Source organism: Frischella perrara, from assembly GCF_000807275.1.
GTDB classification, from domain to species: domain Bacteria; phylum Pseudomonadota; class Gammaproteobacteria; order Enterobacterales; family Orbaceae; genus Frischella; species Frischella perrara.
This window is the reverse complement of sequence record NZ_CP009056.1, coordinates 412172-438410: the sequence shown is the minus strand read 5'-3', so window position 1 is coordinate 438410 and position 26239 is coordinate 412172. Positions and strand designations below refer to the sequence as shown.

Below are 26239 nucleotides of genomic sequence, written 5' to 3'. Positions count from 1 at the left end.
AATTATGTTTATTATCTTTAACAAAAAAATAAATCGGTATAATACACTCTATTTATGATTTATTAATATTAAGCTTGCAAGATAGGTTAAATGAGGGGCTAAATTGGGATTTATTCATCAATTTTCAAAATCCCAATATACAATTAATACTTTAAATTATTTCGCTTTATGATTTTCAAGCCATTTTTTTAACAAAGCAACTTCTTTTTCCTGAGATTTAATAATCTCTTCAGCTAACGCTCTAGTTTTTGCATCTTTACCATACTTAAGTTCAATTTTAGCCATATCAATAGCGCCTTGATGATGTGGAATCATTCCTTTAACAAATGCGACGTCAGGATCTTGTGCAGTTATACCTTCCATCATTGGTTTATGCATCTTATCCATCGCTTTCATGTATTCATCATTCATAGCACTGTGAGTTTGATTCATCATTGGTTTCATAATATGCTCCTTATTAGCCATAGCATTGTAAGAGGTAAAAACAAATAAAGCTGAACAAATAATTAGGATCGATTTTTTCAATTAACATTCCTCCTCAAGAATTTATTAATACTTAGTTTAATCCTTTTTCATAAAGGAATCTTCTATTAATAAATTTAACTATTTGATTAATAATGTTTTTTAATTTGAAATATTTAGAAGATAATGTGAAACATTTTGAATGCTAGAACAAATTTTAGATTTTTAGATAAAGTTGAAAAATAGTATTGAATCTAGTTATCAATAAAAAATATTTAATAAAACAATAAGTAAATCAAATAACGTTTAAATACAGATTAATCATTAAATAGCGCATAATTGATGGCAATGAAAAATAACATTACCAGTATTCAATCATCCGTCTATAAATGACTGTTTGAGAATGTACGTTTTCAACTTTAGTCTGCCAGTTACCTAATGGATCAAAATCATAATAATTAATATAACTTAAGTATTTCTCTGGTGCCTGATTATGAGGTTGATAATCATCTTCCTCATTGCAATGTATTAATCTCAACTGTTTATCATATTGAAAATACAATTTAACTTGTGTTTTATCGCCATTTTCATCAATGACAAAAAAACGATAATCACTTAATAATTGATTTTGATTAAATCGATAATCTATATTTAATTGTTCATTTTCTGGTGGAGATAAATAACTAAAATGAACTAATGTTCCTGTTTGCTGATTTGATAGAAAAATATTTTGTTTTAATTTTCTTTGCTTGTGATACAAATCTGAAGGTGATGAAGTCATCGTAATATGATCATTTTTCAGTGTATAGATGCTATTATCAATCTCAAGTTTACCCAATGTTTGTTTTCGTTGCCACTTACCCTCGTCCACATTAATTAATGTTGTGATCATCGTATCTCTAGGATTAATTAATTTAGAATTTTCTGCCTTTGCTACCACTACTTGATAATAATTTATTAATAATCCTGCTTCACTATATTCAGCAATTGTTTTACCTTGATGATCAGAACTTTGTTCAATCGATAAAGTGACTTTTTTTACTTTAGAATGTGGTGTAAACATCTGCACATCATCATTTTCTAGCAATAGATTTATTTGCTGGTTTGTTAAAGAGTTTGCATTAGAAAAACCGAAAATCAGATTCATTAAAATAATTAATAAGTGACATATTCTAGTCAATGTATATAATTCCGAAAAAAGTAAATTGTTATTATTTTTCTGAGCAGAAACATTATGAAGCCATTTAGAAATAGCCAAATATTTCATATCATTATTTCTAGTTAAAATTATTAATAATGTTCAATAAATAATGGGATTAATAGAAATTAATGATAAGTATCCAGTTTGGATATAATGAACATTAGAATTAATAGTATATCAATAAACCAGTTGGTTAATCTGATTTATTGATAATATTATCTATGTATAATTACTTGATTGCATCAGAGACTAATTGTTGTGCTTCATCTTGAATATTAGCTAAATGTTGTTGACTGATGAAACTTTCAGCATAAATTTTATACGCATCTTCAGTTCCTGATGGGCGAGCTGCAAACCAACCATTCTCTGTTACAACTTTTAATCCGCCAATTGAAGCATTATTTGCTGGCGCAGTGGTTAGAGATTGAAGAATTTTTTCACCCGCTAATATATCGGTTTTTAATTGGCTGGCATCAAGCTTAGACAATTTTGCTTTTTCTACATAATTTGCAGGAGCCTGAATTCGTCCATAGTAAGAGCGTCCTAGTTTTTGTTCTAATTCATCATATTGATTTTGTGGGTTTTTGCCTAACTTAGCTGTCATTTCTGCTGCTAAAAGACATAAAATAATACCATCTTTATCTGTAGTCCAAACATTCCCATTTTTACGCAAAAATGAAGCGCCGGCACTTTCCTCACCAGCAAAACCTAGCTGACCATTGAACAAACCATCGGTATACCATTTAAAACCTACTGGAAATTCTGACAGATTTTTATGCAGAGTGCGTGTAACACGATCAAGCATTGAACTGGTAACAAGCGTTTTACCCACAACGACTTGATTACCCCATTGAGGACGATGATTAAATAAATAGTTAACACAAACGGCTAAATAAGCATTGGGTTTCATTAACCCATTCGGTGTAACAATTCCATGACGGTCAAAATCGGTATCATTACCAAAAGCTAAATCGAATTTATCTTTCAATTTTAATAGACCTGTCATGGCATAAGCGCTGGAACAATCCATGCGAATAACACCATCATAATCTAAATGCATAAAACCGAATGTTGGATCAATTTTTTGATTAACAATATTAAGATTTAATTCATATTGTTCAGCAATTTGCGACCAGTATGTTATTCCTGCCCCACCTAATGGATCGATGCCTATATTTAATTGTGCATTGCGAATAATATCAAAATCAATGATATTAGCTAAATCGTCGATATAGTCATTTTCATACCGCTTAAAATGGATGTAACCCGAATTTAAAGCATCAGATAATGATAAGCGTTTAACTTCATTTAAATTATTTTTTAATAAAGTATTGGCTCTCGCTTCAATAATGGCTGTTACAGCAGTATCAGCAGGACCACCATTAATCGAATTATATTTGATTCCGCCATCCTCTGGTGGATTATGGGAAGGAGTAATAACAACACCATCGGCTAAACGTTCAACTTTATTTTGATTATAAACAATTATTGCATGAGAAATAACGGGTGTTGGCGTATACCCCCAATCCTGCGCTATAACACTTTCAATCTGATTAGCTGCAAATACTTCTAGAACTGTTTTTAAAGCGGGATCAGATAGAGCATGTGTATCCTTACCAATAAAACAAGGACCGGTAATTTGATGAGATTTTCGATAATCTGCAATTGCTTGCGCAATCGCCAAAATATGATATTCATTAAACGTCGCTTTGGTTGCACTGCCTCTGTGCCCGGAAGTACCAAAGATAACTAATTGACTTGGTTCATTAGTATCTGGTTGTATTTGATAATAATGATTTAAGAGATTATCAATATCAATTAAATCAATTTTTTCTGCTTGTTGTCCTGCTCTGTTATGATTCATGTTATTATTTACCATACATTATGTAAAAACCAAAAAAGGATTTTTGATTAAATTAAAGGTAATCGGTTTAATACCAATCTTACCTAAATTATTTTAATACAAATTGTGTTTTTACTTGATTGATAATTTCAGCCGAAATATCCATATTTTTCATGAGTGATTCTATAATAAATATTTTTCGAGCTGTATTACTATTAGTTACTACCATATATGGTGTATTAGGTATCGACTTAGGTTTAGTATTTTTACCTGATTTAAGCAGTGTTTCTTCATCTTTAGCTAAATAACGTCTTTTACTACCATGTAATGAAGCTGCAGCCACTGAAAACATACTTTTGTCACATAAATATAACGTCGAAAGAATTGTTAAAAAACGATTAACGAGTTTCTTTTCAGCTAAAAAATTATCACTTTTTACTAATGTCAGTAAGGAGGATGAATCATTTTTCTGATGATTTGTGCTAGATCGCTGATTCGTATCATCTTTTGATCTAATAGCTAACAAACGTCGTAATATGCTGGAAGCACTTTCACCAATATGCAAGGTTTGGCTAGCGATATATTGATAAAGTTCATCATCAATTTCAATGGTCTTCATATAATAATATTCCTTTTGTCGTTCCTATCTATAAGAAGAATTTAATAAAAAGTAATAGGGTTAATAAATTTTGCATCCCTTAACAGCAATTGGTTCAAGATTGTTATGTAAATTGGTCGGAACATCGTCATCATCACAATCATCAATATTAGCCATTTCAACATGATTGGTAGATGATGTGTTTTGTTCTTTAATTGATTTTTCACATCCTAACATCAAGAATATCATAAAAATAAAAAAGCTATATTTTGATAATAGACTCATCTCTTTCAAATCACCAAATTAACTAATAATAGTTTTAATTGTAACATCAAATCAACAGATTATAAAAATTACATTATTATCTATGTGACAATATTACTGTATTTGCTTATATTTGCATCACTATTTCATTTTTAGCACATAACAACAACTTCTTTCCCAAATCATTTAGCTTTTTAACATTAATTGTACAACCTTTCGTTAGAATTGTATTAAAATAGCAATAATGAACTAAAGCTACACGGTTTTATATCAATCTATTTTTTACTAATAACACTAAAGAATCGATATAGAAATAACAATACTAGTTGTAAGGTTTTGTTAATATTATTAATAGTTTCAAATAGTTAACTTTAAAATGATAAAATAAAGTTAATTTAAATCAATGAGGTATAGATTTATGAAGAAATTAACAACAATCGCTTGTTTAGTTTTGGCTTTAACGGCTTGTCAAAATAGTGATATCTATTCAGGAGATGTTTATACAGCCGATCAAGCAAAACAAGTACAACAAGTGGATTATGGTAAAGTTTTATCGGTTCGTCCGGTGAAAATTCAGACTAATGCCTCTAATGGTTCAACAACTAATGTAATTGGTTCAGTAGGCGGTGCAATTTTAGGTGGATTTTTAGGTAATACGATTGGTGGTGGAACAGGTAATAAACTTGCCATTGCTGGTGGTGCAATTGGTGGTGCACTTTTAGGTAATGAAGTTCAAGATTTGGCTAGTCAGGCTAACGCCGTAGAATTGGAAATCTTACGTGAAAATGGCACAACAATTGTTATTATACAAAAAGGCACTGCGAATCAATTCTATGTTGGTCAACAAGTTCGTATCGTTACTAATGGTAAACAAATTAGTGCCTCACCTCGAATTAATTAAAAATAATTATATAAGGATATTTAAGCTATGCGTGTTTTACATACGATGATTCGCGTCGGCGATTTACAACGATCTATTGATTTTTATACTAAGATAATGGGTATGAAGCTTTTAAGAACGAGTGAAAATCCTGAATATCAGTACTCATTAGCTTTTGTTGGCTATGATGATGAAAGTACGGCTTCAGTGATTGAATTAACTTATAACTGGGGGACAAAAGAATATGATCATGGTAATGCATTTGGTCATATTGCGATTGGTGTGGATGATGTCGCGGAAACCTGTCAACGTATAAAAATGGCTGGTGGAAAAGTAACTCGCGAAGCAGGTCCCGTCAAAGGTGGAAAAACCATTATCGCATTTGTCGAAGATCCTGATGGGTATAAAATTGAATTAATTCAAAATAGTCAAGCCGATAAAGCGTTGGGCAACTAATTTTTAGAGTTGTTATCTTATTATAAACGTTAAAATAAAAAAGGGTCTCTTAGACCCTTTTTTATTTATAAATAACTATCGGCGATCGCCTAAAATTCTTAATAACATAATAAATAAGTTAATGAAATCAAGATAAAGTGTTAAAGCACCCAAAATAACAAAACGTCTGAAGACATTACTATCATCAGAAGAGATATTCATACCGATATTTTTTAATTTTTGAGTATCGTAAGCTGTCAAGCCAGCAAAGATAAACACACCAATATAAGTCATAGCCCACATTAGAGGTTCACTTTTCATAAAGATATTTACAATACTGGCAATAACAATACCGATTAATCCCATAAACAAGAAACGACCAACAGCGGTAAGATCTCGTTTCGTGCTATAGCCATAAAAAGATAATGCAGCAAACATACCTGCCGTAATAAAGAAAACACTGGCGATAGATGAATGTGTATATGCTAAGAAAATAGGCGTTAGTGATAAACCATTAACTACAGAAAATATCATAAATAATGTCGTTGCCATGCTTCCAGATAAACGATTGATCATTCCAGATAAAACAAAGACTAATCCTATTTCAGCAATGAATAAAAACCACGAGAAACCACTTATTGATTTTCCTTGAGGAGTATCGTTAAATAATAATTGACTAACTTGAGGACTTATCGAAGCATACCAAGCAACTAATCCTGATAAAACAAGCCCTACTGTCATCCATCCATAAACGTGACTCATATACGTTTGAACACGCGCACCGGCTTGTTCAATAATAGAGCCATTACCAAAATAATTATTCATATTATCATACCCTCTCTTAAAATTTGTGCATTAAATATCACATCAATAGTCGTCATTATATATACATTATAGCCTAATACCATTTTTTCAAGCTATCACAATCAGTTTTTTTTGCCTCAACCCATTCTTCTTGGTTCTTGGTTCTCTCCTTCTTCCATAAAGGGACATCATTTTTCAATTTATCCATAATAAACTCTGTAGTATTAAAAGCTGCCTGCCTATGTGAACTGCTAACTCCAATAAATACGATTTGTTCATTAGCCAAAATATTACCAACTCGATGAACAACGGCTACACGTCTAATTGACCATCGTTGACGTGCTTCACAAATTATCTCATTAATTGCCTTTTCCGTCATTCCTTGATAGTGCTCTAGAAATAGTGATATCACTTCTTGCCCTTCTGACCTAACCTTACCGGTGAAAGTCACAACAGCACCATCTTCTGGTGATTGTAATAACCAATTATAATGCTCATTTACATTGATCTGATTCGCGTTAACTATTACTCGATTGTGTTTCATATCTTTACCCACCTGTTACGGGAGGAAAGAAAGCAACTTCATCTCCATTTTCAACAATATGAAGATCATTTACCAATATCTTATTTACTGCACAAAGACAACTTTTTTCAGTTAAAGCATAATGCCAATTATCACCTTGATGACTTAGTTGCTCACGTAATTCAGCTACTGTGCAGGGTAAATGTTCCCATTCTATATCGGATAAACCAATTAACTCGCGCGTCTGTCCAAAAAATAAAATTTTAGTCTTCATGACATTTAAAATCTCCCGATTTTCCACCCGTTTTTGAGATCAATCTAACTTCAGAAATAATCATATCCTTTTGTACCGCTTTACACATATCATAAATGGTTAAAGCAGCTGTGGATGCGGCAACTAAAGCTTCCATTTCAACGCCTGTTTGCCCTTTTAATTTACATAATGAACGTATAATCACTTGTGAATGGTCAATATCAGCTTGAATATCAACTTCTATTTTACTAAGTAATAATGGATGGCATAAAGGTATAAGCTCCCAAGTTCGTTTAGCAGCTTGAATACCGGCAATTCTTGCTGTAGCAAATACATCGCCTTTATGATGTTTGCCTTCTAAAATCATTGCCAGTGTGCTTTCATGCATTTTAACAATTGCTTGCGCAACAGCTTCTCGAGTAGAGATTTTCTTTTCAGAGACATCAACCATATTTGCCTCACCCATGGAATTAATATGGCTAAATGTAGTTTGTGAATTTTTATTATTTAAAGAAGACATAATTTTTCATTTTTTAGATTGATGCACTAAGATAACAAATTAATATCTTATTGAGAATAGAACGAAATCATAACCATGTTGCTTATCGCAATTTTATAATTTTCATAAAGAGAAATTATATTGATTAAATCACCATAATCAAACTTACCGCCAAACCTAACTTTTAAATATTAAATCTGCTTTTTATGTTAAGGCAACTTTCTTTTTCTAAGCAAAAATTAAATAACTATTTGTTTATATACATATTTACGCAAAAGAACATGTAAAAAATATTTATGTTATAATTTGTACTATCACTAACCATAAAATTATAGAAAAATTATGAGCAGAAAAATAATCTTAGTTATAGCAATATCGGTTATCCCTTTCTCTTTTCCAGTATTTGCTGACGATAAATATATTACTGATAATATATCGGTCTATTTAAGAAGAGGTCCTAGCACAAATTATGGTTTAATTGGTTCATTAAAATCGGGCGATAAAGTGACAATAATTGATAAAAGTGATGATGGTAGTTTCACAAAAATAAGAGATGAGAAAAATCGCCTTGCTTGGATAGAGTCCGAACTATTAACAAACACACCAAGCGCTAAAGAAAGATTGCCTTTACTTGAAGAACAAATCAACACCTTAAACGAAAAAATCATTAATCTAGATCAAGAAAAACAAACACTAATTAATGATTATAATGAACAACTTAAGACCGCTCAAAGTAAAATTAGTCAATTAGAATCTTCAAAAAACGAATTAGAACAAGATCTGAATCAAAAAAACCTCCAAATAGAAACATTAAATAAGGAAATAGATGAAAATGGTCAAAACCTTATGTTAAAGTGGTTCACAAGAGGAGGTATGGTTGCCGGAGCGGGACTCTTATTAGGTTTGTTATTACCGTTTATCTTTCCACGACGCCGCAAAAAAGATCGTTGGTTAAATTAAAGGTAGATATAATGAAAAAATATCTTGTTGGTGGGGCGGTTAGAGATATATTACTCAAACAGCCTGTTACTGATCGAGATTGGGTTGTTGTTGGTGCAAAGCCACACGATCTTTTACAAGAAGGCTATGTGCAAGTAGGTAAAGATTTCCCAGTTTTTCTACATCCCAAAACTAAAGAAGAGTATGCCCTTGCACGTACTGAAAGAAAATCAGGTCTAGGTTATACAGGTTTTATTTGTGACTTTAATGAGAATATTACATTACAGCAGGATTTAGAAAGACGCGATCTGACAATTAATGCTATTGCCATGGATGAGAATCAACAATTAATTGATCCTTTTCATGGCGTCCGTGATATTAATCAACGAATATTACGCCATGTATCTGCTGCATTTACTGAAGATCCTTTACGTGTTTTGCGCGTGGCACGCTTTGCTGCAAGATTCCACCATTTAGGTTTTACCATTGCTACGGAAACCCTAAATTTAATGCAGAAAATGGTTATAGATGGTGAAATACAAACCTTAACGCCAGAACGGGTATGGAAAGAGACAGAAAAAGCCTTAAACACTAAAGATCCTCAGATTTTCTTCTCGGTATTAAGGGAAATTGGAGCCTTGGCAATTTTATATCCTGAAATAGATATATTATTTTCCATTCCGAATATTCATCAGCAAAATTTAGGACAATTTACTTTGTCAGCACTTAAATATGTATCCGAAATGACAAATGAAAATGAAATCCGTTTTGCTACGCTGTGTTGTCATGTAGAAACTATAAATAATGCTGTTAAAAGTGAACATCCACATTTAATACAATTAGAACAGTTATGTCAGCGCTGTAAGATTCCCAATAAATATCAAAAAATAGCTAATCTTGCTTGTCGATACTGTGAACTTATTCATAATATCGGTAACTTATCTGCGACAGAGATTGTAACATTATTGAACAATATTGATGTCTGGCGAAATCCTCATCATTTACAACAGTTACTTATTGTTTGTTGTGCTGATGCAAAAGTAATCAATCATAATGATAGGCAGCTTTATCAGCCCAAAATTATACTTGAAAAGGCTTACCAGATTGCTAAATCCGTTTCTATAAAGGAAATTATTGCTGAAGGATTTGTTGGAAAAGATATTCAAATCGAATTAAATCGGCGTAGAATTAAGGCCTTATCCAACTAAAAAATGCACTATTTGTTCATAACTCAAACAATTAAACTGAAAATTACAATTATTCGCAAAAAAACTATTGACGATTTGGCTTAAGACAAGCATAATGCGCCTCGTCGTGTTGCTTACGACGTCGCGAATGAAATGGCTACGTAGCTCAGTTGGTTAGAGCACATCACTCATAATGATGGGGTCACAGGTTCGAATCCCGTCGTAGCCACCATTAAGATTGAATTAAATGCGGGTGTGGCGAAATTGGTAGACGCACCAGATTTAGGTTCTGGCGCCGCGAGGCGTGGGGGTTCAAGTCCCTTCACCCGCACCATTTAAACTCAATCTCCCTATTGGGGTATAGCCAAGCGGTAAGGCAGCGGGTTTTGATCTCGCCACTCCTAGGTTCGAATCCTAGTACCCCAGCCATTTTATCATCTTCTAAACCAATACCTTTTTATTTGTAAGTTATAGCTATGCTTGCGTTAAATAAAATTAAGGTTGGAAGATTAATATTGTTATTGCCAATTAAATAAATGGGCTTCATTAGCAATATGGAATAGTGGAATTGGTGGATATTTTAAAGTTGTTTCAGATAGCGCAAATTATAGAAGTATACCTTATCAAGAACATTGTTTTTATCTTCCCTATTGGGGTATAGCCAAGCGGTAAGGCAGCGGGTTTTGATCCCGCCACTCCCAGGTTCGAATCCTGGTACCCCAGCCATATTACTAACATATAGTTATTCTTTTTCAATATCACAACTCTTTTACTTACTTTTACTAATATTTTTTCAACTAAAAACGCTTAAATCTTACCAAAAACCATTTTCTTTTATCATTAAAATTCTGTGAATTAGTCAGTTGCACAAGGCTAAATTTCGTATCATAATAGCATGCGTTGCGGGTATGGCGAAATTGGTAGACGCGCTAGATTCAGGTTCTAGTTCCGATAAGGTGTGCGAGTTCAAATCTCACTACCCGCACCATTGAGACTACTTATGGGGTATAGCCAAGCGGTAAGGCAGCGGATTCTGATTCCGCCATTCCAAGGTTCGAATCCTTGTACCCCAGCCATAATACCGTTCATCTAGTATTTAATAATATTCAGCTTATTTTTCTAAAGTAATCAAAAACTTATTAAATACATTGTAACTATTTACATAGTTAATATCAGTTTATTCTAATTTTGAGCACAATAAAAATATATTTGTAAATCAATGTTTTATATTTAATTACATTAAAAAATAATCAAAAATAGATAATTCATAACCTTCTATTGATATGTTTTTAATCGGTCACAAATTTACTTACATATTAGATCTGGTCAATATTTAGTAATAATAAAAAAGTATTTACTTATCAATAAGTTTATGACTTTATACTGGAAATTATTTTTTCATAATGATGATTGATGCAAATGAATAGCACTAGAAACCCATGATTTTTTTCTAGAAAAATTCAATTATTTAAGAAAGTTTAATAAAAATTAACAACTTATAATTTTAGTTTAGTTAAAACATTCGATATAATAGCTCAAAAAATAATCTACAATCTGTTTTTAATAAATCTTCTTAATTTTCAAATTAAAAATATTTATACCACAAAAATTACAATACATTTTACATACAATTCTTATTCTATTTTTAAATAACTGACTAATTACTTAAGTGAGGTAACTATTTTGGAGGGAATGAGCACTTTTTGATCGATTTTACAATTAATTTATTAAATAATATAAAAATATTTTCAATTTTACTTGATTAGCTAAATCGATTTTGCTAATCTATACCCGAGTTGTATTCCTACTGTAGTTCTTGCCCGATAATCTTTTTAGGTTATCGGGATTTTTTATGACTAATATCATCTAGTTACTCCAGTTTATTAAATTAATGGCTTAAGTTTAATATAGACATCTTTAGCTAGAATAGTACTCATCTTCTGTTCTGGAGAAATATAACTACACTGATTCATGCCATAACCACCAATTAATTTAGGGTCGGTAGGACCATATAAAGTAATATTTGGTCTATCTAATGCAGCAGTTAAATGGCTCAAACCAGTATCAACAGAGATAACAGCTTTAGCGCCAGCCAGAACATTGGCGACTTCAGCTAATGTCAATTTGGGTAAGACTTCTACGTTAGGAAATCCTTTTGCCAATCGTATTGAACGTTGATATTCAGACTCATTTCCCCAAGGTAACTTTATTATATACCCATTTTGAGAAACTAGGGTAATTAAACTACGCCATTGATCTTCAGTCCAATGTTTATCATCACGAGTTGTCGAATGTAAAAATACAAGATATTTTTGATTATCTACTGGTAATTGAGAGAGAAAATGCTTTGCTATTGCGTAATCACCTTTTTCATTATTCAATTTGTAACCCAAACTTTGAGAAAAAAGTTGTCTTATACGTTCAACAGCATGCATATCTTTAGGTATTCGGTGTTTTACATCATAAAACCAACTTGCAATGGGTTCTCGTGCACTTTTACTATCTAAACCGTGTTTAATACCTCGTGCTTTACGAGTGACTAAAAAGGCACTTTTGATTAATCCTTGCGCATCAATAACAATATCATAATTATTTTGTTGCAGTTGGTGGTAGAAAACATGTCTTTCTTGCCTAATATTTTTAGAAAACCATGATTTACGCCAACGACGAATTGCTACCGGTATCACTTTATTTACAGCAAAATGCCAACTTGGAATTTGAGCAAAATTTTCCTCAACAACCCAATCAAATTGAATATTCGGTATATGATTAGCCGCGTCAGTTAAGGCAGGTAAAGTATGTAAAACATCACCCATAGACGATGTTTTAACAATTAATATTCGTTTTGTCATTTATTTTTCCTGATGCTCAGGTTGGTCATTAAATCGTGTTAATAATTGCATCAAAGATTCAAATACTTGTGATGGCTGAATATCGATTAAACTCTGATGATATCCTTCATCCGCGTTACCTTTGCGAATTTTATGGTATCCGGTAATTAATCGAATGATTGTAGCCTTATCAGATAAAGGTGGAGTAAATTCAGGACTACTTGGTCCATATAGGGCAATTAACGGTCTATCTAACGCTGCCGCAATATGCATTAAACCAGAATCATTAGTTACAATCGCTTTACAAGCAGCTATCAAATTGACGGCTTGTTCTAAAGAAGTTTTTCCAGCTAAATTAATACAGGATGATGAATAAGCCATTTTTTTCATGATGGCATCACCAACTTGATGATCTTTTTCAGAACCAAAAATAATAATGTTAGCACCTTGTTGAGCTAGCATATCAGCTAATGAAGCATAATGATAATCAGGCCAACGTTTAGCTGGACCAAATTCGGCACCAGGACAAAAACCAATAAGTGGTGCTTTATCAGACAAATTAAAATCCGCCAAAGTAGTAACTTTATCTTGCGATTGGACTATTAATTTAGGATACAGAAGGGGTTTAGGGAGATCATTGGAACTGTTAATTTCATTTTTAGGATATGCTAGAGCAATGTAACGCTCTACCATTAAAGGAAAAGATTGTTTATTTAACACTCTAAGATCATTAAGTAGGCCATAACGCATCTCCCCTTTCCACCCCGTTCGTTTTGGAATATGCGCAAAAAAAGGTATCAATGCTGATTTTAATGAATTTGGTAATACAATTGCATGTTCATAATGACTATTACGCAAAGATTTACCTAACTGATATCTTTCTTTCAATGCCAATTTACCATGACCAATTGGCATAGGTATAATCTGATTAACTTCTGGCATTTTATTTAATAAAGAACGGCACCATGCTGGTGCCATAACATCTATTTCTATTTTGGGATAATTGAGCTTTAAGGTACGGTATAAGCTCTGTGACATCATCATATCACCTACCCACGAAGGTCCAATAATTAATGTTTTCATCAATCGACTCAACAGAATTTTATAATTAAAAGATATTTTACTGATTATTTAGCCATGCCATATATTCTGCGGTACCTTGTGCCACATTCTTGAATTTAATTGGGCATCCTGTAGCTCGGAATTTGGTTAAATCAGCTTGTGTAAAGGTTTGATAACGTCCTTTAAGATGTTCTGGAAAAGCAATATATTCAATTGTTCCGCCTTGATGATAAGCTAACACAGCATCTGCAACCGCTTGGAAAGATTCAGCATGACCTGTACCACAGTTAAAAATACCTGATTGGTTATTTTCCCAGAACCAAATATTGACGGCAACGACATCATCAACATAGATAAAATCACGTTGGAAGTTATCGCTTCCTTCAAATAATTTTGGTTTTTCCCCCTTAATAAGTTGGCTATTTAAATGGAATGCAACACTTGCCATACTGCCTTTGTGCTGTTCGCGTGGTCCATAGACGTTGAAATAACGGAAACCACAAACTTGAGACTTCGCTTTTGGTAATATTGTTCTCACATATTGATCGAATAAAAATTTGGAATAACCATAAACGTTTAAAGGTTTTTCGAATTGTCGATCCTCAATAAAGTTTTCACTACAACCACCATAAGTTGCTGCAGATGATGCATATAAAAATGGAATACGTCTATCTAAACAATAATGAAGTAAATCTTTTGAATAACTATAGTTATTCTCCATCATAAATTTACCATCCCATTCAGTGGTTGATGAACAGGCGCCTTCGTGGAATATTACTTCAATATCTAGATCTTCATCACTGACTATTAAACTAATAAATTCATCTTTATCCATATAATCAGCAATATCTAAATCGGCTAAATTTGCAAATTTTGTCCCATCCGTTAAATCATCAACAACTAAAATATCGGTTCGACCAATAGCATTGAGTCCTTTGACAATATTACTACCGATAAATCCTGCGCCACCTGTTACTATGATCATAATTGATTACCTTTTTAAAAAATTTGTTAATATTTTATAGATTAATGCAAGATTTGCATATTTCATTGACACTTTAACTCTTTTTAGATTAGTTAGCTTTACTGAGCTAGAATATGAATATATCGAGCTAATTGTAAATAGGGTTCTTGCCGACAAAATTGCTTTTCTAATGCCAAAAGCTCCTCAAAACGGTTTTGTTGTTTTGCTTTATCTAACATATAATCATGAAAGACTCTGACACCTGTTTTTTGAAGAATGTCTAAATCTAACGCCATTAACCATTGATAAACCTCATCTGGGTTTCTTGGGTAGTCGGGTGAAAGTGTCTTTTTTTTGCGTTTATTTAAACCTGTCTGAACGTAACCGAAATTACCTAACGTCACAGTCCTAAATAATAATCCATGTAAATTATAAAACATTAATGATAAATAACCGTTCGGTTTAATGAGTTTTTTCAATGCAATTAGTAATCCTTTACCATCCTCTACCCATTCGAGAACAGCATGACAAAGTACTATATCATAGCATTGAGCTGAATCTTCGGATAAATCCTGAATTGCTCTATTTATATAATGCAAAGAAACATTTTCAGATTCAGCATGAGATTTAGCGATTGCCAGCATTTGTGCAGAAATATCGCAAAGAGTCACATCATGCCCTAACTTAGCAAGCTTACAAGCGATTTGCCCTTGCCCGCCACCAGCATCTAAAATGGTCAATTTTTGTTTGTCTGGATATCGCGACAATATAGATTGTATGTCTTGCCAAACAACTGCTTCACGAATTTTACCTTTAGTCGTACCATAAATATTCTTAGCAAATTTATGAGTTATATCATCAAAATTACGATCTTTAACGGTGGTCATTTCCATATTCTTCTATGATTTTTGATGATTTAAACATTGCGCTTCATCATCTAATTGCGCAATTTTTTGTGACATCAATTGATAACATTGATCTATCACAATTTTAACATCTTCTTTCGTTAAGTCTTTAGTTTCAATAGGCTCTAGCATTTCGACAACAACAAAGCCATTATTCCAACGATTTAATTTAATATTATTCGTATTAGAAATACAAATGGGTACAATTGGAACCCCCGCGGCTATCGCAGTTCTAAACGCACCAGTTTTAAAAGGCAATAAGCCTCGACCACGGCTACGCGTACCTTCTGGAAACATCCAAATGGAAATCCCTTTTTTATCCATTTCATTAATAACTTGCGATAACGTGTTACGCGCTTTAGATTTATTATCACGATCAATTAAGATATTACCTGTTAGGTAATATAATTGTCCAAAAAAAGGAATCCAAGCAAGGCTCTTTTTACCAACTGTAACGGTTCTCTTCTGAAACACATCACCACCGACAAGAATATCAAAATTATTTTGATGATTAGCGATGTAAACCACACTACCCAAATCTTTCACTGTCTCAGATTCTCGAGTGATAACCTTTATACCAAATAATGGTGTTAATATTGAACTAAAAATATGAGCAAAACGTGCAACATTATTCGGATTTCTTGGGTTAAATAAACAAAATATTGTCCCGACAATACAAACTAATATTCCTAAAATAACAACAACGATAAGCCTAAACAGAAAAATCATATTATACCTCTTCAATCTTTATCCGATATTATATACTCATCACTCTTGAAGATGCACGAAATTCAATTATCCTATTATGCTAAATAACTTGCATATCAAAATGAATTAGTATTTATTATGAAATATCAAAATATTGTTTGGAATAACAACAATACACCTGTTTCCATTCACTTCGATGACATTTATTTTAACAATAATGATGCCATTGCTGAATGCCAATATGTATTTATTGACGGAAACCATTTAAATCAGCGCTTTTATGACTGCCAAAAAACAATATTTGTTGTTGCAGAAACCGGCTTTGGTTCCGGATTAAATTTATTAGTTCTTTGGCAACAATTTTTAAATTTTAAACAAAATAATCCACACCATCCTCTAAAAGAATTGCATTTTTATAGTATTGAGAAATATCCATTATCACTTCAAGAAGTTGAACAAATCCATCAGCAAATCATTAAAGATGCGAACTTAGCTAAACTAGCAAAACAACTCCAACAGAGTTGGTCTATGAATTCTGCATCATTTGACGATATTAAATTAAATATTTTATTTAACGATATCACTAACTACAGCCATTTTTTAACCCAGCATAACACGCAAGTAGATGCGTGGTTTTTTGATGGATTTTCACCTGATAAAAATCCTGATATGTGGACTGCAGACTTATTTTCACAACTTTATCAATTAACAGCAGCAGAAGGCACATTTTCAACTTTTACCGCAGCTAGTCAAGTTAGAAGAAATTTAATTAGCGCTGGTTTTCAAACAACGAAGATAAAAGGCTATGGTAAAAAACGTGAAATGCTGATTGGTTATAAATCTATTTAAAATATCATTTAATCATCTTTATGATATTATTAAATTTATTTAAATAAATCATAACATTATGATAAACTTCGACAATGTGGTTGAGCATTATCCCTAAATAATTATATAATTAAGCTCCCGATTTAACCGATTACAAATAGTAATCATTATACAAGCTTGAGGTTTACTCGTGCCTGACATGAAGCTTTTTGCTGGGAATGCAACTCCTGAACTAGCAAAACATATAGCAAATCGTCTTTATACATCGCTTGGCGATATCGTAGTGGGTCGTTTTAGTGATGGTGAGGTGAATGTTCAAATCAATGAAAATGTCCGCGGTGAAGATGTTTTTATCATTCAATCTACATGTGCTCCAACCAATGATAATTTAATGGAACTACTGGTAATGATCGATGCAATGAGACGCGCATCAGCGGGTCGAATTACTGCGGTTATTCCTTATTTTGGTTATGCTCGACAAGATCGTCGTGTTCGATCCGCTCGAGTTCCAATTACGGCAAAAGTAGTAGCAGACTTTTTATCAACAGTGGGGGTTGACAGGGTTCTAACTGTAGATCTTCACGCTGAACAAATTCAAGGATTTTTTGATGTTCCTGTCGACAATGTTTTTGGTAGCCCGGTTATTCTTGAAGACATGTTACAACAAAGCTTTGAACGTCCAATTGTAGTTTCTCCAGATATTGGTGGTGTTGTGCGCGCTCGCGCGATTGCTAAGCTCCTTAATGATACCGATATGGCAATTATTGATAAACGTCGTCAACGAGCTAATGAAGCTGAAGTGATGAATATCATTGGTGATGTTTCTGATCGTGACTGCATTTTAGTTGATGATATGATTGATACAGCGGGTACTCTTTGTAAAGCAGCGGAAGCACTTAAAGCACGCGGTGCTAAGCGGGTATTTGCTTATGCAACACATCCTATTTTTTCTGGTAAAGCTGTTGAGAACATTAAAAATTCAAAAATTGATGAAATTGTGGTTTGTGATACGATTCCATTAACGCCTGAAGTAAAAGCACTTAAAAATGTTCGTCAACTTACCTTGTCAGGAATGCTTGCAGAAGCAATCAGAAGAATCAGCAATGAAGAATCTATCTCTGCGATGTTCCACTATTAATGATTAATTTTTTGTTTAAAACCAGTTTTATATTGGTTTTAAACAACTTTATCTAAATTATGTCTACTATCAAACTTATTGTAGGGCTCGCCAATCCAGGCAGTGAATACGCTTCAACCCGCCATAATGCCGGCGCTTGGTTTATTGAACAATTAGCACAACGTTATAATCAATCATTAAAAAATGAAACTAAATTTTTTGGTTATACCGCAAGAATTAATGTGAATAATCAAGATATCCGTTTACTTATTCCAACAACCTATATGAATCTTAGTGGTAAAGCTGTACAGGCTATGGCTACGTTCTATCAAATAAAACCGGAAGAAATTTTAGTTGCTCATGATGAACTAGACCTTAATCCAGGTAATGCTAAATTTAAATTAGGTGGAGGTCATGGTGGGCATAATGGGTTGAAAGATATCATCAATAAACTAGGAAATAACCCTAATTTTTATCGCTTGAGAATTGGCATTGGTCATCCCGGTGATAAAAGTAAAGTTGTCGGCTTTGTACTAAATAAACCGTCCAAACCAGAACAAAATCTAATCGATCAAGTAATTGATGAATCGGTACGCTGTACAGAAGTCCTAGTTAATCAAGGAATGGAAGCTGCAATGAATCGTTTACACGCTTTTAAAGCCTAGGCATGCTTATCAGACATGCCTTTAGTCTAATTGTTTTATTTAATCGCATTAATTAAATATTTATGCTTTATAGATTAGTTACGTAAACCTCTTCCTGATTCGATAATTTTCCATGTAAAAACATATAACACGATGACAAATAGTAATAACATGGAAAATGTCACGGTCAAAGATACATCGGATATGCCTAAAAAACCATATCGGAAACCATTAATCATATAAACAATTGGATTTAATTTAGATACCCACTGCCAAAATTCAGGTAACAACGTTAATGAATAAAAGACACCGCCTAAATACGTTAATGGCGTTAATACAAAAGTTGGAATAATACTTATATCATCAAATGACTTAGCAAATACCGCATTTAATAATCCAGCTAATGAAAATAGGATCGATGTTAATAGCAAAGTTAAAATCACAAACAGCCATGAATGAACATCAAATCTGACAAACAACATTGAAATAAGGGTAACTAAAGCCCCCGTACAAATACCTCGTGCAACACCACCCCCGACATAACCCCAAATAATAATATGCGTAGGTACAGGTGCAACTAATAATTCTTCAATATTATGTTGAAATTTTGCACTAAAAAAAGATGAACAGACATTCGTATAGGAATTCGTAATGACTGACATCATAATCAATCCCGGTACAATGAATTGCATGTAACTAAAGCCACCCATTTGTCCAACACGAGAACCGATTAAATTCCCAAAAATTATAAAATAAAGCGACATTGTTACTACAGGTGGAATTAATGTCTGAACCCATATACGTAAAAAACGCGTTATTTCCTTACGCCAGATACTTTTTAAAGCAATCCAATACAGATTAAACATGAGCACCACCTTGAGGTTGACTAACCAAATCAATAAACAATTCTTCTAAACGATTAGCTTTATTATGCATACTAATGACATTAATACCTTGTTGTGATAAAGCACTGAAAAGCTGATTTAAACCTTGTTCTTTATTTATGACTACTTCAAAGGAGCCAGGTTCATTAATTTTAAATTGATAATCTGGTAAATTCGGCTGAACATCACTAGGGTAGTAATCTAAAATAAGGGTTTCTGATTTAGAATTTGCCAGTAACTGTTTCATGGAAGTATTGGCTATTAATGTCCCATGCTGAATAATACCAATATTACGGCATAGCATTTCAGCCTCTTCCAAATAATGAGTGGTTAGAATAATAGTAATGCCTTGTTGATTAATTTCACGTAAGAAATCCCACATAGAACGACGAAGTTCAATGTCCACCCCAGCAGTAGGTTCATCTAGAATCAATAATTTTGGTTCGTGAACTAAAGCCCTTGCGATCATTAATCTTCGTTTCATGCCTCCCGACAATGCCCGTGCTCGGCTATTTCTTTTTTCCCATAAATCCAATACTTTAAGATATTTTTCAGCTCTTTGCATTGCTACTTTTCGAGGTAGTCCATAATAACCCCCCTGATTAGCCACAATCTGAAGAACTGTTTCAAAAGGATTAAAATTAAATTCTTGAGGCACTAAACCGAGTTGACGTTTGGCATTTACAACATCATTATCTAAATCATATCCAAAAATTTTAACCTGACCCGATGTCTTAGTAACTAAAGAACTGATTATTCCTATTGTGGTTGATTTACCTGCGCCATTAGGCCCCAGTAAAGCATAAAAATCACCCGCCTTAACTTGTAAATTAATCCCCTTTAATGCTTCAACACCGTTTTTATAAGTCTTTCTGAGCTCAACTAACTCAAGCGCTATTTCTGCCGACATAACTCTTCCTGCAAATAAAGATAACCAAAATAGTACATTGTTTATATTAACACCTAACCTATTGAATACCAATCCGATAGGATAAAGGATCTATTTTGGCAAGTTTTCTATAATGTGTCATTACTTACCAATACAAAATGACCCAAAAATCTTACCTAATAAATCATCAGATGTGAAAGAACCAGTAATTTCACTCAAAGACTCTTGTGCTAAACGAAGTTCTTCTGCTAAAAGTTCACCAGCATGATAGGTAATCAATTGTTCTAATCCATTATCAAGATGCTTTGCAGCCTGTTCTAAAGCTTGTAAATGGCGTCGTCGAGCTAAAAATCCGCCTTCAGCGGTTGCTGAAAACCCCATGGTTTGCTTCAGATGGTCCCGAAGAAGATCTACCCCATTACCAGTTCTAGCCGAAAGCCGAATAAGTGAGTATTGACTAACATCACTGTAACCTAATGTTTCGCCTGTTAAATCTGCTTTATTACGAATGACCGTAACCGGAATATGGCTTGGTAATCTTTGCATGAATTCCGGCCATAATTTTTCTGGGTTAATTTCTGTGGTCGTTGTACCATCAACCATTAATAAAACACGATCAGCTTGTTCTATTTCCACCCAAGCCCTTTCAATACCTATACGCTCGACTTCATCATAAGCATCACGAAGTCCGGCGGTGTCAATAATATGTAGTGGCATACCATCTATATGAATATGTTCACGTAATACATCGCGAGTTGTTCCTGCGATATCTGTTACAATCGCCGAATCACGTCCTGACAGCGCATTAAGTAAACTCGATTTCCCAGCATTTGGACGTCCGGCAATAACAACCTTCATACCTTCGCGCAATAAAGAGCCTTGTTTTGCCTCGCTTCTGACATCATTAAGTTGTTTAATCACATCCTTTAATTGTGTCTCAATTTTACCGTCTGATAAAAAGTCAATTTCTTCTTCGGGAAAATCAATCGCCGCTTCAACAAAAATTCGCAGATTAATAAGTAAATTCACTAGTTCATTAATCTTATTAGAAAATACTCCTTGTAAGGAAGACATTGCAGATTTAGCAGCTTGTTCAGAACTGGCATCAATTAAATCCGCAATCGCTTCCGCCTGAGCAAGATCAACTTTATCGTTTAAAAACGCACGTTCAGAAAATTCACCCGGTCTAGCAATCCGAGTAGCAGGTATCGATAATATGCGTTTGATTAATAAATCTAGAATGATGGGGCCACCATGACCTTGCAACTCTAAAACATCCTCACCGGTAAAAGAATGCGGATTTGGAAAAAATAAAGCGATACCTTGATCAATAACCTGACCATTTTCATCTAAAAACGGTAAATATTCTGCATAACGAGGTTTAGGTAATTTACCTAATACGGCCTGTGCAACCTCTTTGACCTGATTTCCTGATATTCTTATAATACCAACGCCTCCACGCCCTGGAGGCGTAGCCTGCGCCACAATTGTATCTAAATTCATTACTAACAATTCTTAAAATCTATAAAATAATAAGATCATACCATTAATATAGTTTATATAAAAATCAGTAATATCAATTTTATTATAGGTCAAATACACGCAATTTATCTGGTAACAGATGATATTTATGGCATAATTGAATACCTTATCGATTTATTTACTGAATATTTTCCATATTTTCTCACTTATCTTTGCAAATAAAACAAAGACTTTTTAGTAGAAAACTTGATTAAATTCCATTCAGATAGGCTATTAACATACTGAACAAATAAATCAGCTTAATAATATTTACAAGGTATTTTTCATGAGTAAATCTGAAATCATAACTGAAGAGCAATCATGCTCACGTCATTTAACTAAAAATGATATTAAAACACTATCACTTTCATCACTAGGTGGTACCCTTGAATTTTATGATTTTGTTATCTATGCATTATATGTTGATCAGATAGTAGCGCCCTTGTTTTTCCCAAATTCATTAAGTGACTTCACTAGACAACTATTTGCTTGGGGAATTTTTGCTGCCGGTTATCTCGTTAGACCTGTCGGTGGTATTATTATGGCTCACTTTGGCGATAAAGTCGGTCGCAAACGAATGTTCACATTAAGTGTCGCTTTAATGGCATTACCAACATTTATAATTGGTATTCTACCTACCTATGAAACTATTGGCATGCTAGCACCTATCTTATTATTAGTCATGCGTATGTTACAAGGTGCAGCTATTGGTGGTGAGATGCCCGGTGCATGGGTATTTATTGCCGAACATACACCCAAAAAACGGTATGGTTTTGCTGTCGGTACCTTGACTTCCGGCATTACAGGTGGAATTTTATTAGGGTTCTTGATTACTATCATTATTGATAAGTTCTTTACTAAAACAGATATTCTAGATTATGCTTGGCGTATACCATTTATCATTGGTGGTATTTTTGGCATTATTTCGGTTTATTTACGTCGTTTTCTATCAGAAACACCAATTTTTAGAGAATTAGCTTCACGCAAAGCGTTAGAAAAAAACATTCCAGTTATAACCGTAATCAAAAATCATAAATTTGCTTGTCTACTTGTCGCAATACTAACTTGGTCACTTTCAACGACTATTATGGTTGGTGTGCTTATAACACCAGGTAGAATTCTTGGTGGTTTATACGAATTACCCTCAATTGATTGCCGAATAGCCGGTTGTATTGTTGCTCTAACTCTCACTCTAGGATGTATCTTATTTGGTTGGTTAGAAGACAAAATAGGAACAACATTTAATATGCTTATAGCATGGGGTGGATTAGCGATTGTAAGTCTCTACTTCTATGCAACATTAAGTAAAGATATCAGTATTGATTTGCTTTATATACATTGTGCAATATTTGGGCTATTTACCGGGGCTATTGCTACTTTACCGATTGTTGGTACGCGAGCATTTCCGCCAAAAATCCGATATTCAGGATTATCCTTCTCTTATAATTTAGCATATGCGATATTTAGTGCAATCACCCCTACTTTGACATTATATTTACTTAATCCTGCGCATGTACTAGGTGAAAATGCATATTTAGGGGCCGGTATTTATATTTCATTTGTTGCCATTCTTGGCGTAATGGTGGGATTCATCCCATTAGCTAAACAAGGTTGGCAAGAAACAACAAAATAGATTGAGTCATTAGATCATAATTAAAATATCGGATGTTATCAAATACCCGTTAGTAACATATAACATCCGTTATGATTTGTTAATTTCATCACTCAATGAATGCAATAATGGCTTGCAATTTTGATTCAGGGAATGCGGATGTTGATCGCCAAACAGGTCTATTATTTGTTTCGTAAACGATAGGATAAATTAATGCATCATTATTATTTCTTCAAGCTAGCTAACCCTATCGTATTTAATAAATACTAAATTATTCAGAACGCTACTACACTAATTTATGGCTATACATGACTTTTTATGATTTTATTGGTGATTGGCATATCCGTAATTTCTTGCAAAATTCCACACGATTGATCTGCAGAGTGACAATTTTGTTGTAATTTAATTAACTGTTTTCTTAATTTAGTCAGTTCTTCAATTCGCTCATCAATATGATGTAAGTGATTGGCTAATAAGTTATGAGCATTATCGTGACCACCTTGATTATCAGGATTATCCATAATAGCGATTAAAATCTGGATTTCGTCATGGCTCATCTCAAGAATACGACAGTTACAGATAAATAACAATCGGTTAAGATGTTGTTTAGTATAATGGCGATAATTATTCTCGCTGCGATCAGGTCGAGTTAATAATCCTCGCTTTTCATAAAATCGAATCGTTTCAGTGGAACATTTTGCTAATTTAGCTAATTCTCCAATTTTCATGATTTTTCGCTATTGATAGTTGTTCGACAATAACAATCTAATAGATGATCATTAACCAAACCCATTGATTGCATAAAGGCATAGCAAATTGTTTCACCAACAAAAGTAAATCCTCTTTTTCTTAGCGCTTTTGACATCTGCTTTGAAATATCAGTACTAGTTGGTACTTCTTGTAAGGTGTGATAAAAATTAACTATTGGTTTGCCATCGACAAATGACCAGATAAATTCAGCAAAATCTTCACCCTTTTTTTGCATATTTATATAAGCTTGGGCATTCTTGATAATAGCAGTTAGTTTTAAGCGATGACGAATTAAGCCTGTATTGTGTAGCATTTTTTCGACATCTTGATCAGTCAAATTAACAATTTTTTGGGGATCAAAGTTAAAGAAACAACGTCGATATTCATCGCGTTTTTTTAGAACGGTAATCCATGATAATCCGGCCTGCTGACCTTCTAAACATATTTTCTCAAATAATTTTAAGCTATTATATTGCGGTTGACCCCATTCTTGATCATGATATTTAATGTATAAAGGATCATTACCCACCCAAGCACAACGATTATGATTCTGTTTCAAAGATGTATACTCCCTTTCATTTTGCTTTTTTTCATTATAATTACAATCAATTAAGATTAGCACTTCCACAATGAATAATAAACAGTATAAAATACCAGATTATTTAATCTGAACGTTTATAATTCAAAAAGACAATATCATGCAAAAGTTTAATGTCAAAACCTTTCAAGGATTAATCCTAACTTTACAGGATTATTGGGCTAATCAAGGTTGTACGATTATTCAACCATTAGATATGGAAGTTGGTGCGGGAACCTCTCATCCAATGACTTGCCTTCGTGCACTTGGACCTGAGCCAATCAATGCTGCTTATGTTCAACCATCACGCCGCCCAACAGATGGTCGATATGGTGAAAATCCTAATCGGTTACAACATTACTATCAATTTCAGGTTATTTTAAAGCCATCTCCGGAAAATATTCAAGAATTGTACTTAGGTTCATTAAAAGAACTTGGCCTTGATCCCACGATAAACGATATCCGTTTTGTTGAAGACAACTGGGAAAATCCAACGCTTGGCGCGTGGGGACTGGGTTGGGAAGTTTGGTTAAATGGTATGGAAGTGACTCAATTTACTTATTTCCAACAAGTCGGCGGTTTGGAATGTAAACCTGTCACAGGAGAAATCACCTATGGACTTGAACGTTTAGCTATGTATATTCAAGGTGTAGATAGTGTTTATGATTTAGTTTGGAGTGACGGGGTCTTTGGCAAAACCACTTACGGTGATGTATTCCATCAAAATGAAGTTGAACAATCTACCTATAATTTTGAATATGCTAATACTGACTTCTTATTCTATTGCTTTGATCAGCATGAACAAGAAGCACGTCATTTATTAGAGCTTGAAAAACCATTACCTCTACCTGCTTATGAACGCATTTTAAAAGCAGCGCACTGCTTTAACTTACTTGATGCCCGTAAAGCGATTTCAGTAACAGAACGTCAACGTTATATTTTAAGAATCCGAACGCTCACTAAAATGGTAGCTGAAGCCTATTACGCATCGCGCGAAGCTTTAGGATTTCCTATGTGTAATAAAGACAATCAATCAGCGCAATCTTAGGCGAAGTAAGG

General features: G+C 33.5%; 28 protein-coding genes and 6 tRNA genes. 15 read left to right on the top strand and 19 right to left on the bottom strand.

Annotated elements, in window-relative coordinates; all coding sequences use genetic code 11:
- Window positions 1-156: 156 nt before the first annotated feature.
- The 5 genes from copM to FPB0191_RS12080 all read right to left on the bottom strand — a co-directional run bounded on the left by copM (window position 157) and on the right by FPB0191_RS12080 (window position 4341).
- Window positions 157-525: a CopM family metallochaperone gene (gene copM, locus FPB0191_RS02085; RefSeq protein ID WP_039103650.1), complete on the bottom strand. Its 369-nt coding sequence runs from the start codon at window positions 523-525 to the stop codon at window positions 157-159.
- Between the two features lie 298 nt (window positions 526-823).
- The gene (locus FPB0191_RS02080; protein ID WP_039103648.1) at window positions 824-1729 is read right to left on the bottom strand and encodes a hypothetical protein; all 906 of its coding nucleotides are present in this window, start codon (window positions 1727-1729) and stop codon (window positions 824-826) included.
- 163 nt (window positions 1730-1892) lie between these two features.
- Window positions 1893-3527, bottom strand: a complete 1635-nt coding sequence (gene pgm / locus FPB0191_RS02075; protein ID WP_039103647.1) for a phosphoglucomutase (alpha-D-glucose-1,6-bisphosphate-dependent) — start codon at window positions 3525-3527, stop codon at window positions 1893-1895.
- Between the two features lie 88 nt (window positions 3528-3615).
- Entirely contained in the window at window positions 3616-4125 is a 510-nt protein-coding gene (locus FPB0191_RS02070) for a hypothetical protein (protein WP_039103646.1), read from the bottom strand.
- A 60-nt stretch (window positions 4126-4185) separates the two neighbouring features.
- Window positions 4186-4341, bottom strand: coding sequence for a hypothetical protein (locus FPB0191_RS12080; RefSeq protein ID WP_162485144.1), 156 nt, complete (start codon window positions 4339-4341; stop codon window positions 4186-4188).
- A gap of 445 nt (window positions 4342-4786) precedes the next feature.
- On the opposite strand from FPB0191_RS12080, the gene FPB0191_RS02065 reads away from it, so the two are divergent.
- Both FPB0191_RS02065 and gloA read left to right on the top strand, forming a co-directional pair.
- A complete protein-coding gene (locus FPB0191_RS02065) occupies window positions 4787-5269 on the top strand; it encodes an outer membrane lipoprotein (RefSeq protein WP_039103642.1) in 483 nt (160 codons plus the stop codon).
- A gap of 27 nt (window positions 5270-5296) precedes the next feature.
- Complete coding sequence (gene gloA, locus FPB0191_RS02060; protein ID WP_039103640.1) at window positions 5297-5704, top strand: lactoylglutathione lyase; 408 nt, start codon at window positions 5297-5299, stop codon at window positions 5702-5704.
- A 75-nt stretch (window positions 5705-5779) separates the two neighbouring features.
- Here gloA and FPB0191_RS02055 read toward each other — a convergent pair whose 3' ends face one another.
- The 4 genes from FPB0191_RS02055 to moaC all read right to left on the bottom strand — a co-directional run bounded on the left by FPB0191_RS02055 (window position 5780) and on the right by moaC (window position 7783).
- Entirely contained in the window at window positions 5780-6508 is a 729-nt protein-coding gene (locus tag FPB0191_RS02055) for a Bax inhibitor-1/YccA family protein (RefSeq protein WP_039103638.1), read from the bottom strand.
- 73 nt (window positions 6509-6581) lie between these two features.
- Window positions 6582-7031 carry a molybdopterin synthase catalytic subunit MoaE gene (moaE, locus tag FPB0191_RS02050; protein WP_039106474.1) on the bottom strand — a complete coding sequence of 150 codons (450 nt, stop codon included), beginning with the start codon at window positions 7029-7031 and terminating at the stop codon, window positions 6582-6584.
- A 4-nt stretch (window positions 7032-7035) separates the two neighbouring features.
- Window positions 7036-7284, bottom strand: a complete 249-nt coding sequence (locus FPB0191_RS02045) for a MoaD/ThiS family protein (RefSeq protein ID WP_039103636.1) — start codon at window positions 7282-7284, stop codon at window positions 7036-7038.
- Window positions 7274-7783: a cyclic pyranopterin monophosphate synthase MoaC gene (gene moaC, locus FPB0191_RS02040; protein WP_052236691.1), complete on the bottom strand. Its 510-nt coding sequence runs from the start codon at window positions 7781-7783 to the stop codon at window positions 7274-7276. Before moaC ends, FPB0191_RS02045 begins: the two co-directional genes overlap by 11 nt.
- A 321-nt stretch (window positions 7784-8104) precedes the next feature.
- Between moaC and FPB0191_RS02035 the strand changes: the two genes are divergently transcribed.
- The 8 genes from FPB0191_RS02035 to FPB0191_RS02000 all read left to right on the top strand — a co-directional run bounded on the left by FPB0191_RS02035 (window position 8105) and on the right by FPB0191_RS02000 (window position 10964).
- Entirely contained in the window at window positions 8105-8722 is a 618-nt protein-coding gene (locus tag FPB0191_RS02035) for a TIGR04211 family SH3 domain-containing protein (RefSeq protein WP_052236690.1), read from the top strand.
- A gap of 11 nt (window positions 8723-8733) precedes the next feature.
- On the top strand, window positions 8734-9909 hold the full coding sequence (locus FPB0191_RS02030) for a multifunctional CCA addition/repair protein (protein ID WP_039103635.1): 1176 nt from the start codon (window positions 8734-8736) through the stop codon (window positions 9907-9909).
- A 134-nt stretch (window positions 9910-10043) separates the two neighbouring features.
- Window positions 10044-10120 (top strand) — tRNA-Met (locus tag FPB0191_RS02025).
- A 17-nt stretch (window positions 10121-10137) separates the two neighbouring features.
- Window positions 10138-10222 (top strand) — tRNA-Leu (locus FPB0191_RS02020).
- Window positions 10223-10242: 20 nt separating this feature from the next.
- Window positions 10243-10317: transfer RNA gene (locus FPB0191_RS02015), tRNA-Gln, on the top strand.
- A 222-nt stretch (window positions 10318-10539) separates the two neighbouring features.
- Window positions 10540-10614: transfer RNA gene (locus tag FPB0191_RS02010), tRNA-Gln, on the top strand.
- Between the two features lie 176 nt (window positions 10615-10790).
- Window positions 10791-10876, top strand: a tRNA-Leu gene (locus FPB0191_RS02005).
- Window positions 10877-10889: 13 nt separating this feature from the next.
- Window positions 10890-10964, top strand: a tRNA-Gln gene (locus FPB0191_RS02000).
- A gap of 807 nt (window positions 10965-11771) precedes the next feature.
- Here the strand turns inward: FPB0191_RS02000 and rfaC are convergent.
- The 5 genes from rfaC to FPB0191_RS01975 form a co-directional block, all read right to left on the bottom strand.
- Window positions 11772-12740 carry a lipopolysaccharide heptosyltransferase RfaC gene (rfaC, locus tag FPB0191_RS01995; RefSeq protein ID WP_039103633.1) on the bottom strand — a complete coding sequence of 323 codons (969 nt, stop codon included), beginning with the start codon at window positions 12738-12740 and terminating at the stop codon, window positions 11772-11774.
- Window positions 12741-13802 (bottom strand): ADP-heptose--LPS heptosyltransferase RfaF, encoded by a 1062-nt coding sequence (rfaF, locus tag FPB0191_RS01990; protein ID WP_039103632.1) that lies wholly within the window; start codon window positions 13800-13802, stop codon window positions 12741-12743.
- A gap of 37 nt (window positions 13803-13839) precedes the next feature.
- On the bottom strand, window positions 13840-14766 hold the full coding sequence (rfaD, locus tag FPB0191_RS01985; RefSeq protein WP_039103631.1) for an ADP-glyceromanno-heptose 6-epimerase: 927 nt from the start codon (window positions 14764-14766) through the stop codon (window positions 13840-13842).
- A gap of 98 nt (window positions 14767-14864) precedes the next feature.
- A complete protein-coding gene (gene cmoM, locus FPB0191_RS01980) occupies window positions 14865-15632 on the bottom strand; it encodes a tRNA uridine 5-oxyacetic acid(34) methyltransferase CmoM (RefSeq protein ID WP_170110838.1) in 768 nt (255 codons plus the stop codon).
- A gap of 12 nt (window positions 15633-15644) precedes the next feature.
- Window positions 15645-16379 (bottom strand): 1-acylglycerol-3-phosphate O-acyltransferase, encoded by a 735-nt coding sequence (locus FPB0191_RS01975; RefSeq protein WP_039103628.1) that lies wholly within the window; start codon window positions 16377-16379, stop codon window positions 15645-15647.
- A 117-nt stretch (window positions 16380-16496) separates the two neighbouring features.
- On the opposite strand from FPB0191_RS01975, the gene mnmC2 reads away from it, so the two are divergent.
- From mnmC2 to pth, 3 genes are all read left to right on the top strand, one after another.
- The gene (gene mnmC2 / locus FPB0191_RS01970) at window positions 16497-17207 is read left to right on the top strand and encodes a tRNA (5-methylaminomethyl-2-thiouridine)(34)-methyltransferase MnmC2 (RefSeq protein ID WP_052236689.1); all 711 of its coding nucleotides are present in this window, start codon (window positions 16497-16499) and stop codon (window positions 17205-17207) included.
- Window positions 17208-17376: 169 nt separating this feature from the next.
- Window positions 17377-18324 (top strand): ribose-phosphate pyrophosphokinase, encoded by a 948-nt coding sequence (locus FPB0191_RS01965; protein WP_039103626.1) that lies wholly within the window; start codon window positions 17377-17379, stop codon window positions 18322-18324.
- Between the two features lie 59 nt (window positions 18325-18383).
- Window positions 18384-18968 carry an aminoacyl-tRNA hydrolase gene (pth, locus tag FPB0191_RS01960; protein WP_039103624.1) on the top strand — a complete coding sequence of 195 codons (585 nt, stop codon included), beginning with the start codon at window positions 18384-18386 and terminating at the stop codon, window positions 18966-18968.
- A gap of 74 nt (window positions 18969-19042) precedes the next feature.
- Here the strand turns inward: pth and FPB0191_RS01955 are convergent, their stop codons facing one another.
- The 3 genes from FPB0191_RS01955 to mnmE all read right to left on the bottom strand — a co-directional run bounded on the left by FPB0191_RS01955 (window position 19043) and on the right by mnmE (window position 22223).
- Window positions 19043-19813 carry an ABC transporter permease gene (locus tag FPB0191_RS01955; protein WP_039103622.1) on the bottom strand — a complete coding sequence of 257 codons (771 nt, stop codon included), beginning with the start codon at window positions 19811-19813 and terminating at the stop codon, window positions 19043-19045.
- The gene (locus FPB0191_RS01950; protein ID WP_039103621.1) at window positions 19806-20741 is read right to left on the bottom strand and encodes an ABC transporter ATP-binding protein; all 936 of its coding nucleotides are present in this window, start codon (window positions 20739-20741) and stop codon (window positions 19806-19808) included. Before FPB0191_RS01950 ends, FPB0191_RS01955 begins: the two co-directional genes overlap by 8 nt.
- Window positions 20742-20861: 120 nt before the next feature.
- Window positions 20862-22223 carry a tRNA uridine-5-carboxymethylaminomethyl(34) synthesis GTPase MnmE gene (gene mnmE, locus FPB0191_RS01945; protein ID WP_039103620.1) on the bottom strand — a complete coding sequence of 454 codons (1362 nt, stop codon included), beginning with the start codon at window positions 22221-22223 and terminating at the stop codon, window positions 20862-20864.
- A 304-nt stretch (window positions 22224-22527) separates the two neighbouring features.
- On the opposite strand from mnmE, the gene FPB0191_RS01940 reads away from it, so the two are divergent.
- Entirely contained in the window at window positions 22528-23874 is a 1347-nt protein-coding gene (locus FPB0191_RS01940; protein ID WP_052236688.1) for an MFS transporter, read from the top strand.
- A 281-nt stretch (window positions 23875-24155) separates the two neighbouring features.
- On the opposite strand, the gene FPB0191_RS01935 is transcribed toward FPB0191_RS01940, so the two are convergent.
- Both FPB0191_RS01935 and FPB0191_RS01930 read right to left on the bottom strand, forming a co-directional pair.
- Window positions 24156-24581 carry a MerR family transcriptional regulator gene (locus FPB0191_RS01935; RefSeq protein ID WP_039103619.1) on the bottom strand — a complete coding sequence of 142 codons (426 nt, stop codon included), beginning with the start codon at window positions 24579-24581 and terminating at the stop codon, window positions 24156-24158.
- Window positions 24578-25162, bottom strand: coding sequence for a DNA-3-methyladenine glycosylase I (locus FPB0191_RS01930; protein WP_039103617.1), 585 nt, complete (start codon window positions 25160-25162; stop codon window positions 24578-24580). The genes FPB0191_RS01935 and FPB0191_RS01930 overlap by 4 nt, the downstream gene beginning before the upstream one ends.
- A 139-nt stretch (window positions 25163-25301) precedes the next feature.
- Between FPB0191_RS01930 and glyQ the strand changes: the two genes are divergently transcribed.
- A complete protein-coding gene (glyQ, locus tag FPB0191_RS01925; protein WP_039103615.1) occupies window positions 25302-26228 on the top strand; it encodes a glycine--tRNA ligase subunit alpha in 927 nt (308 codons plus the stop codon).
- Window positions 26229-26239: the final 11 nt, after the last annotated feature.

Excerpts from the sequence above, each read along its gene's own strand:
- pth (WP_039103624.1), top strand. The coding sequence starts at position 18,384 with ATGTCTACTATCAAACTTATTGTAGGGCTCGCCAATCCAGGCAGTGAA.
- rfaF (WP_039103632.1), bottom strand. The coding sequence starts at position 13,802 with ATGAAAACATTAATTATTGGACCTTCGTGGGTAGGTGATATGATGATG.
- FPB0191_RS02035 (WP_052236690.1), top strand. The coding sequence starts at position 8,105 with ATGAGCAGAAAAATAATCTTAGTTATAGCAATATCGGTTATCCCTTTC.
- mnmE (WP_039103620.1), bottom strand. The coding sequence starts at position 22,223 with ATGAATTTAGATACAATTGTGGCGCAGGCTACGCCTCCAGGGCGTGGA.
- moaE (WP_039106474.1), bottom strand. The coding sequence starts at position 7,031 with ATGAAACACAATCGAGTAATAGTTAACGCGAATCAGATCAATGTAAAT.
- FPB0191_RS02065 (WP_039103642.1), top strand. The coding sequence starts at position 4,787 with ATGAAGAAATTAACAACAATCGCTTGTTTAGTTTTGGCTTTAACGGCT.
- glyQ (WP_039103615.1), top strand. The coding sequence starts at position 25,302 with ATGCAAAAGTTTAATGTCAAAACCTTTCAAGGATTAATCCTAACTTTA.
- FPB0191_RS12080 (WP_162485144.1), bottom strand. The coding sequence starts at position 4,341 with ATGTTAGGATGTGAAAAATCAATTAAAGAACAAAACACATCATCTACC.
- FPB0191_RS02080 (WP_039103648.1), bottom strand. The coding sequence starts at position 1,729 with ATGAAATATTTGGCTATTTCTAAATGGCTTCATAATGTTTCTGCTCAG.
- FPB0191_RS01975 (WP_039103628.1), bottom strand. The coding sequence starts at position 16,379 with ATGATTTTTCTGTTTAGGCTTATCGTTGTTGTTATTTTAGGAATATTA.
- FPB0191_RS02030 (WP_039103635.1), top strand. The coding sequence starts at position 8,734 with ATGAAAAAATATCTTGTTGGTGGGGCGGTTAGAGATATATTACTCAAA.
- FPB0191_RS02045 (WP_039103636.1), bottom strand. The coding sequence starts at position 7,284 with ATGAAGACTAAAATTTTATTTTTTGGACAGACGCGCGAGTTAATTGGT.
- cmoM (WP_170110838.1), bottom strand. The coding sequence starts at position 15,632 with ATGACCACCGTTAAAGATCGTAATTTTGATGATATAACTCATAAATTT.
- FPB0191_RS02055 (WP_039103638.1), bottom strand. The coding sequence starts at position 6,508 with ATGAATAATTATTTTGGTAATGGCTCTATTATTGAACAAGCCGGTGCG.
- FPB0191_RS01955 (WP_039103622.1), bottom strand. The coding sequence starts at position 19,813 with ATGTTTAATCTGTATTGGATTGCTTTAAAAAGTATCTGGCGTAAGGAA.
- moaC (WP_052236691.1), bottom strand. The coding sequence starts at position 7,783 with ATGTCTTCTTTAAATAATAAAAATTCACAAACTACATTTAGCCATATT.
- gloA (WP_039103640.1), top strand. The coding sequence starts at position 5,297 with ATGCGTGTTTTACATACGATGATTCGCGTCGGCGATTTACAACGATCT.
- FPB0191_RS01935 (WP_039103619.1), bottom strand. The coding sequence starts at position 24,581 with ATGAAAATTGGAGAATTAGCTAAATTAGCAAAATGTTCCACTGAAACG.
- rfaC (WP_039103633.1), bottom strand. The coding sequence starts at position 12,740 with ATGACAAAACGAATATTAATTGTTAAAACATCGTCTATGGGTGATGTT.
- rfaD (WP_039103631.1), bottom strand. The coding sequence starts at position 14,766 with ATGATCATAGTAACAGGTGGCGCAGGATTTATCGGTAGTAATATTGTC.
- FPB0191_RS01940 (WP_052236688.1), top strand. The coding sequence starts at position 22,528 with ATGAGTAAATCTGAAATCATAACTGAAGAGCAATCATGCTCACGTCAT.
- pgm (WP_039103647.1), bottom strand. The coding sequence starts at position 3,527 with ATGAATCATAACAGAGCAGGACAACAAGCAGAAAAAATTGATTTAATT.
- FPB0191_RS02070 (WP_039103646.1), bottom strand. The coding sequence starts at position 4,125 with ATGAAGACCATTGAAATTGATGATGAACTTTATCAATATATCGCTAGC.
- FPB0191_RS01950 (WP_039103621.1), bottom strand. The coding sequence starts at position 20,741 with ATGTCGGCAGAAATAGCGCTTGAGTTAGTTGAGCTCAGAAAGACTTAT.
- mnmC2 (WP_052236689.1), top strand. The coding sequence starts at position 16,497 with ATGAAATATCAAAATATTGTTTGGAATAACAACAATACACCTGTTTCC.